Annotated in this window: 9 protein-coding genes; all 9 read left to right on the forward strand. The window is 66.6% G+C overall.

From position 1 onward, the window contains the following. The first annotated feature begins 48 nt into the window (after positions 1-48). The 9 genes from ftsY (at position 49) to ACQPXH_RS10305 (ending at position 11,538) form a co-directional block, all read left to right on the forward strand. Complete coding sequence (gene ftsY / locus ACQPXH_RS10265) at positions 49-1,725, forward strand: signal recognition particle-docking protein FtsY (protein ID WP_433602077.1); 1,677 nt, start codon at positions 49-51, stop codon at positions 1,723-1,725. 235 nt (positions 1,726-1,960) lie between these two features. After that, positions 1,961-3,340, forward strand: a complete 1,380-nt coding sequence (locus tag ACQPXH_RS10270; protein ID WP_433602078.1) for an ammonium transporter — start codon at positions 1,961-1,963, stop codon at positions 3,338-3,340. A 4-nt stretch (positions 3,341-3,344) separates the two neighbouring features. Beyond that, entirely contained in the window at positions 3,345-3,683 is a 339-nt protein-coding gene (locus tag ACQPXH_RS10275) for a P-II family nitrogen regulator (RefSeq protein ID WP_063045789.1), read from the forward strand. Between the two features lie 165 nt (positions 3,684-3,848). Beyond that, positions 3,849-6,305 carry a [protein-PII] uridylyltransferase gene (locus ACQPXH_RS10280; protein ID WP_433602079.1) on the forward strand — a complete coding sequence of 819 codons (2,457 nt, stop codon included), beginning with the start codon at positions 3,849-3,851 and terminating at the stop codon, positions 6,303-6,305. Positions 6,306-6,413: 108 nt separating this feature from the next. Beyond that, a complete protein-coding gene (locus ACQPXH_RS10285) occupies positions 6,414-6,728 on the forward strand; it encodes a hypothetical protein (RefSeq protein ID WP_387289130.1) in 315 nt (104 codons plus the stop codon). Between the two features lie 169 nt (positions 6,729-6,897). Beyond that, a complete protein-coding gene (ffh, locus tag ACQPXH_RS10290) occupies positions 6,898-8,451 on the forward strand; it encodes a signal recognition particle protein (protein WP_433602080.1) in 1,554 nt (517 codons plus the stop codon). A 156-nt stretch (positions 8,452-8,607) separates the two neighbouring features. Next, entirely contained in the window at positions 8,608-9,702 is a 1,095-nt protein-coding gene (locus ACQPXH_RS10295; protein WP_433602081.1) for a metal-dependent hydrolase family protein, read from the forward strand. Between the two features lie 127 nt (positions 9,703-9,829). Then, positions 9,830-10,813: an LLM class F420-dependent oxidoreductase gene (locus ACQPXH_RS10300; protein ID WP_433602083.1), complete on the forward strand. Its 984-nt coding sequence runs from the start codon at positions 9,830-9,832 to the stop codon at positions 10,811-10,813. A gap of 146 nt (positions 10,814-10,959) precedes the next feature. Next, positions 10,960-11,538, forward strand: coding sequence for a Uma2 family endonuclease (locus tag ACQPXH_RS10305; RefSeq protein ID WP_433602084.1), 579 nt, complete (start codon positions 10,960-10,962; stop codon positions 11,536-11,538). Positions 11,539-11,760 lie beyond the last annotated feature (222 nt).

Genomic DNA, 11,760 nt, shown 5'->3' on the forward strand with positions numbered 1-11,760 from the left:
AGGACGCTGTGGTAAGGCGGAGCACCTGGTTCTGCAAGGATGGTCGGCGTGAGCTCCGAAGCCTGGATCCTGATTGCCGCTGTCGCCGCCCTGCTGGTGGTGGCGTTCGTCGCCGGATTCGTCCTGTACAAGCGCCGTCGCGTCACGCTGACGCCACCTGCCGCCGAGAAAGAACTGACCGACCGGTCCGGTGGATACGCGGCCTCCGGTGGCTTCAACTTCAGTCAGGGCGGCACGGCCACCGCGACACGCCCGGAGCCCACGCCGATCGAGCGGACCGACACGGAGGGGCAACCCCGTGTCGGCGACGACGCGGCGATTCCGCGTGACGCACCGAAGCGTGGCATTACCAATGTCGCGCTGCCCGAGGGCGATGTCGAAACCGCGGAGTCCGCACCGGTCGAAACCGACGGCGTGGGCACTGCGGCCGAATCCGCAACTCCCACGGTCGATTCGGATACCGCAGTCGAATCGGACGTGGCAACCGCCGAACCAGGAACGGCGCCGCCCACCAGTGCCGATACCGCCGCGCCTTCGGACACCGCTGCGCCTTCGGACACCGCTGCGCCTTCGGACACCGCTGCGCCTTCGGACACCGCTGCGCCTTCGGACACCGCCGCGCCCTCGGACACCGGCGCGCCTGCGGACCCCACCGCACCGACAGGCACCGAACCAGTCCCGCCCACGAGCATCACCCCGCCCGCAAGCACCGCACCGGCGCCGGCTCCGGACAAGAACTCCGTAGAAACCGCCCCCGAACCCACCGCCGCCGACGCGGCCACTACCCCTGCCCTCGAGGAAATCGAGCCGCCCGCCGGCCGCCTGGTCCGCCTGCGCGGGCGGCTGTCCCGCTCCCAGAACGCCGTCGGCAAGAGCCTGCTCGGCCTGCTCGGCGGCGGCGACCTCGACGACGATTCCTGGGAAGAGGTAGAGGACACCCTGGTCCTGGCGGATCTCGGCACCGCGAGCACCACCGCGGTGGTGGATCGCCTGCGCAAAGAGATGGCCGCGCGCAGCGTCCGCAACACCGAACAGGCCCGCGCCGTGCTGCGCGAGGTGCTGATCCAGGCGCTACGCCCCGAACTCGACCGGTCGGTGCGCGCGCTCCCGCACGACGATCATCCGTCGATCCTGCTGGTCGTCGGCGTCAACGGCACCGGCAAGACCACCACGACCGGCAAACTGGCCCGCGTACTCGTCGCCGACGGTCGCCGGGTCCTGCTCGGCGCCGCGGATACTTTCCGCGCTGCCGCCGCCGATCAGCTGCAGACCTGGGGTGAGCGGGTCGGTGCCCATACCGTCCGCGGCAAGGAGGGCGGGGACCCGGCCGCGGTCGCCTTCGACGCGGTCAGCGCGGGCATCGAGGGCGGCGTCGATGTCGTCATGATCGATACCGCGGGCCGGCTGCACACCAAGACCGGTTTGATGGACGAGCTCGGCAAGGTCAAGCGCGTCGTGGAGAAGAAGGCAGCGGTCGACGAGGTTCTGCTGGTCCTGGATGCCACCGTCGGACAGAACGGTCTCATGCAGGCGCGTGTCTTCGCGGATGTGGTCGATATCACCGGCGTCGTGCTCACCAAACTGGACGGGACAGCCAAGGGCGGCATTGTCTTCCAGGTGCAGCACGAACTCGGCGTTCCGGTGAAACTGGTCGGCCTCGGCGAGGGTGCCGACGACCTGGCTCCTTTCGAGCCGGGCGCCTTCGTTGACGCGTTGCTCGGCTAGTTCCGCGGCCACCGAATCCTTCTCCTCGGAAACAGCTGTCGGTTTGCTCCGACACGCACCGCACACCGGCGATGAAGCAACTGTGTACGCCACGAAACGTGGTAGCAACACAACTGCCCCACGCGTTCACTTAGGTGAAACACAGCATCATCACGGATGAAACACCGAATGGCGACCCTTCTGTGCAGGTCCAATTGCCGGAGTCGGCTGGGCCCGAGATGAGGAGGACATTAAGGTGGCTTTTCCCCTTACCGGTGCACCGGACACCGGTGACACCGCCTGGATGCTGGCAAGTTCAGCGCTCGTGTTGTTGATGACGCCCGGCCTGGCGTTTTTCTACGGCGGCATGGTCCGCTCCAAGAACGTGCTCAACATGATCATGATGAGCATCAGTGCCATGGGTCTGGTCGGCGTGCTGTGGTCGCTATACGGATACTCGGCCGCATTCGGTGACAACAAGTTCGGCGTGATCGGCGATCCGGCGCAGTTCTTCGGTCTCAAGGGTCTGATCGGCGGCAATTCGGTTGCCGAGGTCAAGGACGCGAGTGGCGTTGTCACCACGGCCGCGGTGAACATCCCGCTCGCGGGCACGATTCCCGCGACCGTGTTCGTCGCTTTCCAGTTGATGTTCGCGATCATCACGGTTGCCCTCATCTCGGGTGCGGTCGCCGACCGCATGAAGTTCGGCTCCTGGCTGCTGTTCGCCGGCATCTGGGCGACGGTCGTCTACTTCCCGGTCGCGCACTGGGTCTTCGACTTCGACGTCAAGGACGCCGACGGCAATGTCGTGCACGAAGGCGGCTGGATCGCGAACAAACTGCTCGCGGTCGACTTCGCCGGTGGTACCGCGGTCCATATCAATGCCGGTGCGGCGGGCCTGGCCCTGGTGCTGGTGCTCGGCAAGCGCAAGGGCTGGCCGAAGACCCCGTTCCGTCCGCACAACCTGCCGTTCGTGATGCTCGGCGCCGGTCTGCTGTGGTTCGGCTGGTTCGGCTTCAACGCCGGTTCCGCGGTCACCTCGGGTGGTCTGGCCGGTTCGACCTTCATCACCACCACCCTCGCGACCTGCGCGGCGATGCTGGCCTGGCTGCTTGTGGAGAAGGTCCGCGACGGCAAGCCCACCTCGCTGGGCGCGGCCTCGGGTGTGGTCGCCGGTCTGGTCGCGATCACCCCGTCGTGTTCCTCGGTCAACGTGGTCGGCGCCCTGGTGATCGGCTTCGTGGCCGGTGCGGTCTGTGCGCTCGCGGTCGGCTTGAAGTTCAAGTTCGGCTTCGACGACTCGCTCGACGTGGTCGGCGTGCACCTCGTCGGCGGCATCATCGGCACCCTGATGGTCGGCTTGGTCGCCGCGCCGGAGGCGGGCGCAGGCAAGACCGGCCTGTTCTACGGCGGTGGATTCGATCAGCTGTGGCGTCAGGCCGTCGGTGCCGGTGCGGTACTTGCGTTCTCCTTCATCGCGACGCTGATCATTGCCTATATCGTGAAGTTCACTATTGGGCTGCGCGCCAGCGAGGAAGCCGAGTCGGTGGGCATGGACGAGTCCGAGCACGCTGAAACGGCATACGATTTCGCTGCTGTGGGTGGCACGGCACGTACCGCCGTCAAGGAGGCATGACGACATGAAACTGATCACCGCAATCGTCAAACCGTTCACTCTCGAGGACGTCAAATCCGGGCTCGAGCAGGCTGGTGTGCTGGGCATGACCGTCAGCGAGGTACAGGGCTACGGCCGTCAGAAGGGGCACACCGAGGTCTACCGCGGCGCCGAATATTCGGTGGATTTCGTTCCGAAGGTTCGGGTCGAGGTTGTCGTGGACGATGCGTCGGTCGACAGGGTCGTAGAGGTGATCGTCGAGGCCTCCCGCACCGGCAAGATCGGTGACGGCAAGGTCTGGGTGACGCCGGTGGAATCGATCATCCGGGTGCGGACAGGCGAACGCGGTACCGACGCTCTGTAACCGCGACGCGAGCGACGGACCCGGAGGCGGTAACGCAGCGTGGCCACGTAGGGGCCCGGGACCGTCGCAATCCAACTCGAGCGAATCGAAATCGAGCGACGGCCCCGCTCCCACCGGATAGCCCGGTCGGGGCGGGGCCGTACGCATTTGGATGGACGGTGGTTTGTGGGTAGTCACGAGCAAGACGGCAGACAGGTAACCGAGAATGTCTCCAACGGCGCGACCGACCTGGTCCGGGCACGCAACCAATTGCTCGAGGGCGGACTGCCCCGCAATCCGCGTCTGGACGCGGAATCCCTGCGTTCGGCGCTGGTCGATCTGTTCGAACTGTGGCTGACCACTAAGGGCACCGAACTCGGCATCGGCCGCGACAGCGGTCTGGCCGTGGTCGCCGTCGGCGGACTCGGACGCAAGGAGATGCTGCCGTATTCCGATCTGGATCTGGTGTTGCTGCACGATGACGTCGATCCGGCGCGGGTGGCCGAGGTAGCCGATCAGCTCTGGTATCCGCTGTGGGACGCGCATGTCAAGCTCGACCACAGCGTGCGCACCGTGCCGCAGGCATTGCGCGTGGCCGCCGACGATCTCATCGCGGCCCTCGGCATGCTCGAGGCCAGGCACATCGTCGGCGATATCGAGTTGAGCAATCTGCTGATCGGCGGGGTGCGCCGGGAGTGGCGGACCGGAATCCGCTCGCGCTTCGGCGAATTGATCGAACAGGCCGAGACCAGATGGGAGCGCAGCGGTGCGATCGCCCATCGTGCCGAACCCGATCTGAAGAACGGGCGCGGCGGACTGCGCGACCTCCAACTGCTCGACGCGCTGGCCATCGCCCAGCTGACCGATGCGATGCCGGGTCTCGGGCCGGACGTGCCGGGCGGTGGGGTGAAGCAGGCGCGGCGTCGTTTGCTGGATGTTCGCACGGAGCTGCATCGGGTGGCCGGCCGGGCGCGCGATCAGCTGCGCGCCCAGGATGCCGACGAGATCGGCGCGGCCTTGCGCATCGGTGACCGGTTCGATCTCGCTCGCACACTGAGCGATTCGGCGCGGACGGTCAGCTACTCGGTCGATGTCGGCCTACGCACCGCCGCCAATGCACTACCGCGTCGGGGTCTCGCGCGGCTGCGTCGGATGCCGGTTCGCCGACCACTCGATGAGGGGGTGGTCGAACACGCGGGGGAGGTCGTGCTGGCGCGGGATGCGCGGCCGCAGCGCGATCCCGGACTGATCCTGCGGGTGGCCGCGGCGTCGGCGCAGACCGGGCTGCCGATGTCCGCGACCACCCTGAACCGGCTCTCCGAGGATGCGCCGGAGCTGCGCGAACCCTGGCCCAAGGACGCGGTCAACGACCTGTTGATCCTGCTCGGCGCGGGTCGCGGCGTCATCGATGCGGTCGAGGCACTCGACCGAACGGGCTTGTGGGGCAGGCTGCTTCCGGAATGGGGCGCGGTGCGCGACCTGCCACCGCGCGATGCGCTGCACACCTGGACCGTGGACCGGCACCTGATGGAGACGGTCGCGTACGCGAGCGCGTTGAGCACCCGCGTCGCCCGTCCCGACCTGCTGATGTTCGGTGCGCTGCTGCACGATATCGGCAAGGGTCGCGCCGGTGACCACAGCATTGTCGGCGCCGAACTGGCCACCCATATCGGTCGGCGTCTGGGCCTGTGGCCATCGGACGTGCGCACGCTCAGCGCCATCGTGCGCCACCATCTGTTATTGCCGGACACCGCGACTCGCCGCGATCTGGCCGATCCCGACACCGTGCAACTCGTCGTCGATGCCCTCGACGGCGACGTGCAACTGCTCGAACTGCTGCACACTCTGGCCGAGGCCGATTCGCTGGCCACCGGACCCGGTGTGTGGGGTGATTGGAAGGCTTCGCTGATCGGGGAACTCGTGCGGCGCTGCCGCCTGGTCATGGCCGGGGATCAGCTGCCGGAGCCGGAGCCGATCGCACCGGAACTGCTGGCCAAGGCCGCGGCCGGTGGCGTGCACGTCGATCTGCGGCCCGGCGAGGGCAAGTACACCTACACCGTCACCGTGATCGCACCGGATACGCCGGGCCTGCTCTCGGATGCCGCCGGAGTGTTGGCCCTGCATTCGCTGCGGGTGCTCTCGGCAACCGTCGGCGGCGAAGGCAGCTCGGCCATCAATACTTTCGTGGTCACCCCGAAGTTCGGCGATCCGCCGGACGGCGGACTGCTGCGACAGGAGCTGATCCGGGCGACCGCCGGCGATCTGGATCTGTCCGCGGTGCTGGCGAAGCGGGAGCGCGAGGCCACCGGTACCCGCCCGAGCCCGTACGCGCAGGCACAGCCCCGGGTGATCTGGTCGGCGGCGTCGACCCCCGGCCAGGTGGTCCTCGAATTGCGTGCCGAGGACCGGATCGGCCTGCTCAGCCGTCTGGCCGCGGCGTTTGCCGAATGCGGTGCCGATGTGCGCTGGGCGAAGGTGGTGACCATGGGTTCCGCGGTGGTCGACGCCTTCGGTCTCGACCTCGGCGTCGACATTCCGGAGCGTCGCGAAACCGTCGAAAAGGCGGTTCTGGCCGTGGTCCCGCGGCCCGCCCCGAAGCCTCCGGAGGGAGTCGGACCACCCGGTACCAGTTCGAATTCCTGACCGGCATGATTGACATTTGCACAGAATTTGCTGAAAGCGTATGCAGCGGGCCTGGCGCACCCTACTATCAGAGCGTCTGGCTATCGCGAGCACGAGGGGAGCAGGTCGGTGGCAATTGAAGTCGTGTCGGCGTCGATGATGACGAGTGACGAGACCACGCATATGGCGCGCTGCGTCGGCGGTGATCGGTGGGTGGTCTCCTGGCTGCCCGGCCGGACACTGACCGGTCAGCAGGCTGTGACCGCTATGACGATTGCCACCACCGTTGCCACCCACGATGTGCCGACCGGCGCGGACTGGGCGATGCTCGACGACCTGGCCCTCGAGCTCGGTCTCACCGGTCGGGAGGCGGTTTTCATGGTTGCTCTGGAGAACCACGACTACCGCAAAACTGCCAGGCCGCGCCGCCGCGCGATGGAATAACTCCACAAAGCGAGCACCGCTTGCGCGAACGCTCTTTTATAATTTTGGCGCTCCCAGGTCCCTCCGTGGTTACGCTGCGCTTCCGCCTCCGGGCCCGTCGCTCGCGCCGGGGCGAGTCCCATTACCCTGGGATACCAAGTGACGTCCCACGAGATCAGGAGCGCGATCGGTGTTCGAATCCCTGTCCGACCGGCTTACCGGTGTCCTCAAGGATCTTCGCGGTAAGGGGCGTCTGTCACCGGCCGACATCGACGCCACTTGTCGCGAGATCCGCCTCGCCCTGCTCGAAGCCGACGTCGCGCTGCCCGTAGTGCGCGGTTTCATCGCCAAGATCAAGGAGCGGGCCAAGGGCGCGGAGGTCTCCGCCGCCCTCAATCCGGCCCAGCAGGTCGTCAAGATCGTCAACGAGGAACTCATCGGAATCCTCGGCGGCGAAACCCGCAGGCTCACCCTCGCCAAGAACCCGCCGACGGTGATCATGCTCGCCGGTCTGCAGGGTTCCGGTAAGACCACCCTGGCGGGCAAGCTCGCGAAATGGCTCAGGGGGCAGGGGCATCAGCCGCTGCTGGTGGCCTGTGACTTGCAGCGCCCCGGCGCGGTCACCCAGCTCCAAGTGGTCGGTGAGCGCGCGGGTGCGCCCGTCTTCGCGCCGCATCCCGGCACCTCCATCGGTGGCGGAGTAAACCCGCTGGGCGTTTCGGCGGCCGATCCGGTCGCGGTGGCCGAGGCCGGTGTCGCGGAGGCGCGCAGCAAGCAGTACGACGTGGTCATCGTCGACACCGCCGGTCGCCTCGGTATCGATGCCGAACTGATGGCGCAGGCCGCCGGCATCCGCGATGCCGTACAGCCCGACGAGACGCTGTTCGTACTCGACGCGATGATCGGTCAGGACGCCGTCAATACCGCGGAGGCATTCCGCGACGGCGTCGGCTTCACCGGTGTCGTGCTCACCAAGCTCGACGGTGACGCCCGCGGTGGTGCGGCGCTGTCGGTCCGGAATGTGACCGGCTCGCCGATCATGTTCGCCTCCACCGGTGAGAAGCTCGAGGACTTCGACGTCTTCCATCCGGACCGGATGGCCTCGCGCATCCTCGGCATGGGTGACGTGCTGAGCCTGATCGAGCAGGCCGAACAGGTCTACGACCAGCAGCAGGCCGAGGAAGCCGCCCGCAAGATCGGCAGCGGCGAGATGACGCTCGAGGACTTCCTCGATCAGATGCTCGCGATCCGCAAGATGGGCCCCATCGGAAACCTGCTCGGCATGCTGCCCGGTGCGGGCCAGATGAAGGATGTGCTGGCCCAGGTCGACGATAAGCAACTCGACCGGGTGCAGGCGATCATCCGCGGTATGACCCCGGCCGAACGCGCGAACCCGAAGATCATCAACGCGTCTCGCCGCCTGCGTATCGCCAACGGTTCCGGCGTGCAGGTGTCCGAGGTCAACCAACTCGTCGACCGCTTCTTCGAGGCCAAGAAGATGATGGCCATGATGGGGCGCCAGATGGGCCTGCCCGGTTCGCGACGGGCCAACGCGAAGAAGGGCAAGAAGGGTAAGAAGGGTGGCCGCGGGCCGACGCCGCCGAAGGTGCGCGGTGGGTTCCCCGGCATGCCCGGAATGCCCGCCGGAATGCCGGATCTGTCCGGCATGCCCGCCGGGTTGGACCAGCTGCCGCCCGGCCTCGAAGGTCTCGACCTGTCCAAGCTGAACTTCCCCAAGAAGTAGGCGGCTCCGCCTTCCACAACGCCATTGCGGCGCGAGGTAACGGCCAGCCCGCCATGCTGGGCCGACGAACATCGGCTGGGAGCTGCTGCCGGTCGGGGGTGACCGTCAAAGGGGTGGGAAGTAGGTTAGGTGCCGACGACGGTCGAGGAGGTTGGTGTGCATCTGCGGGGTGTGGTTCTCCCTGGTGACGAGGTGCGTGACCTGTGGGTGCGGGACGGGCTGGTGTCGTTCGAGCCCCTCGCGGGGGCTGAAACACTGTGCGACACAGGGTGGATCGTGCCCGGACTCGTCGATGCCCACTGTCACGTCGGGATCCGGTACGGCGGCGGCCACGAGGATCGCGACGGCGCCATCGCCCAGGCCGAGACCGAGCGGGACGCGGGTGCGCTGCTGCTGCGTGATGCGGGGTCACCGGTCGATACGCGCTTCATCGATGCGCACGAGGAGCTGCCGCGGATCATTCGCGCGGGCCGCCATATCGCCCGACCGCGGCGGTATATCCGGGAACTCGGCATCGAACTCGACGACGAGCGCGAACTGCCGGAGATCGTCGCCGAACAGGCTCGGTTCGGCGACGGCTGGGTGAAGATCGTCGGCGACTGGATCGACCGGTCGGCGGGCGATCTGCGGCCGCTGTGGAGTGACTCGATCCTGAAGGAGGCGATCGACGCCGCACACGCGAATGGCGCGCGGGTGACGGCACACGTCTTCGGCGAGGACGCGCTGCCCGGCCTGATCGACGCGGGCATCGACTGCCTCGAACACGGAACCGGCCTCACCGACGACACCATCGAGTTGATGGTCGAACACGGCACCGCGCTGGTCCCGACGCTGATCAATATCGATACTTTCCCCGAAATCGCCGACAGCGCAGGCAAATTCCCCATCTATGCCGCACATATGCGCGATCTGCACGCCCGAGTTCGGCGCACCGTCGGCAATGCGCACGATGCGGGCGTTCCGATCTTCGCGGGCACCGATGCGGGTGGCTCCGTCCGCCACGGCCGCATTGCCGACGAAATCGCCGCCCTGTCCGGGGCTGGCCTGTCGAACCACGACGCGCTCGGCGCTGCCTCCTGGAACGCCCGTACCTGGCTCGGCCGACCGGGCATCGAGGCCGGTGCGCCAGCGGATTTCGTTGTCTACCAGGAAGATCCGCGCATCAACCCGGTCACGCTCACCGAGCCCGAATACGTCATCCTGCGTGGCCGCCTCGTCAAAACTTACAATCCGGTCACCGGCCACCGCTGACCCCACCGCATGGGGCACGGGCTGTATTTGTGCGAGATCGTATGTGGTGTGCGACAGAATCCCAGGTCAGCGGGTTGGTGCGGCCAAGATCGGAAAGGTTTGGGTGGCGCGCGGGTAGGGTCGGGTCATGACCATTCGCCTCGGTTATCAGATGCCCAACTTCAGTTATGGCCAGCCCGTCAGCGAACTCTTCCCGACCGTGGTCGCGCAGGCCAGGGAGGCCGAAGCCGCCGGTTTCGACACGGTCTTCGTCATGGATCACTTCTATCAGCTGCCCGGTCTCGGTGAGCCGAGCGCGCCGATGCTCGAGGCCTACACCGCCCTGTCCGGAATCGCCGCGTCCACCGAACGAATTCAGTTGTCGGCGTTGGTAACCGGCAACACCTACCGCAATCCCGCCCTGCTCGCCAAGACCGTCACCACCATGGATCTGGTGAGCGGCGGACGGGCGGTACTCGGCATCGGCGCCGGCTGGTTCGAGCTCGAACACCAGTCCTACGGCTTCGAATTCGGCACCTTCACCGAACGATTCCAGCGGCTCGACGAGGCGCTGCGGATCATCACCCCGATGCTGCGCGGTGAACACTCGACCTTCGACGGCAAGTGGTACCACACCGACAACGCCATGAACGAGCCGCGGCTACGCAATGACCTGCCCATTCTGCTCGGTGGCGGCGGCGAGAAGAAGACCTTCGCGCTGGCCGCCCGCTTCGCCGACCACATCAACATCATCTGCAATGCCTCCGAACTGCCCCGCAAGATCGAGGCACTGCACCAGCGCTGTGCCGAAATCGACCGCGACCCGGAGACTCTGGAGATCAGCTACCTCTGTTTCCTGATGATCGATGAGGACGGCGACCGCGCACGCAAACAACAGCACGATCTTCTGCGCGGCATCGGCGTCGACCTCTCCGCGATCTCGGAGGACGAGCGCAAGCAAACCATCGCCGACCGCCAATTCGTCGGCAGCCCAGCCGAAGTCGCCGAGCAACTGCAAACCAGGGTGCTCGACCAGGGTGTGCAGGGTCTTATCGTCAACATGGTGACGAACGGCCACGAACCGGGCGCCGTGGATCTTGCCGGACGCACCCTCGCCCCGCTGGTCCGCTGAGCCGGTTGCCCTGAGCGCCCATTCCTGTCCGAATCCTGGGCATCCCGCGAATCGTGTTGAGGAACGGGCGCTCACGCTACAGCAGTGCTCAGGTTAAAGTTGACGGATAACGGTCGCGGGCGACGGAGATCGGACGGGATACAACGATGAGCGCCGAGGTTGCGATGATTCATCCCCTGGGGCCGACGACTATGGAAGACTGGCTGGCCGAAGAGCAGCCGTCCGACGGATCTCGACTCGAACTCATCCTGGGGTACCTCTACATGACGCCAGCGTCTGGCGGTCCGCATCAGTATGCGTCGTTGGAATTGGCGATTCTGTTGCGCAATGCGCTACGGGCGGCGGGACGTACGGATTTGAATGTGTTGCCAGCGGTGGCTGTGCGGATCAGCACGGCTTTCCGTACCGGGATCATTCCCGACATCGCTGTGGTGAATGTCGATTTCAACCACTCCAGCTTCGCGCCCGAGGACCTCGTGCTCGCCGTCGAGGTGTGGTCTCCGGGCAATACCCGCGAGGAGCGGGATACAAAGATCGCCGGATACGCGGCCGCACGTGTTCCGTACCTCTGGGTTGTGGAGTTGCCCGAGGACAAGCCAGCACGCTTCTGGGGCTACCGGCTCGGTGAGAGCGGATACCGTCAGGAGGTATACGCCGCGGCGGGCGAGGCCGTCGTGGCCCCGGGACCCGTTCCGATCACAGTCGACACGGCGGATCTGCGCTGACCGAGAGCCGTAACTCCCGCTCCGGCGTCGTACTGCTGCGCCGTCGAACCGTGTAATCGTCAGCCGAGCAGGTTCGCGATCACGCACGGATACCGCTGGCAGCGACCTGCGTGCGGTCGGCTATCCGTGGCGTGCGGTCGTTCGTTCACCGGCGACGCGATTTCAGCAGCGGGGGACCGGTCTGGCAGAATGGACCACCGTCCTTCCTGGACAAGTGTCAGC

The organism is Nocardia sp. CA-135953, assembly GCF_050955735.1.
Lineage (GTDB): Bacteria > Actinomycetota > Actinomycetes > Mycobacteriales > Mycobacteriaceae > Nocardia.

Bases quoted from the DNA above. Each gene is read 5' to 3' on its own strand.
- ACQPXH_RS10300 (WP_433602083.1), top strand. From the start codon at position 9,830: ATGACCATTCGCCTCGGTTATCAGATGCCCAACTTCAGTTATGGCCAG.
- ACQPXH_RS10305 (WP_433602084.1), top strand. From the start codon at position 10,960: ATGAGCGCCGAGGTTGCGATGATTCATCCCCTGGGGCCGACGACTATG.
- ACQPXH_RS10275 (WP_063045789.1), top strand. From the start codon at position 3,345: ATGAAACTGATCACCGCAATCGTCAAACCGTTCACTCTCGAGGACGTC.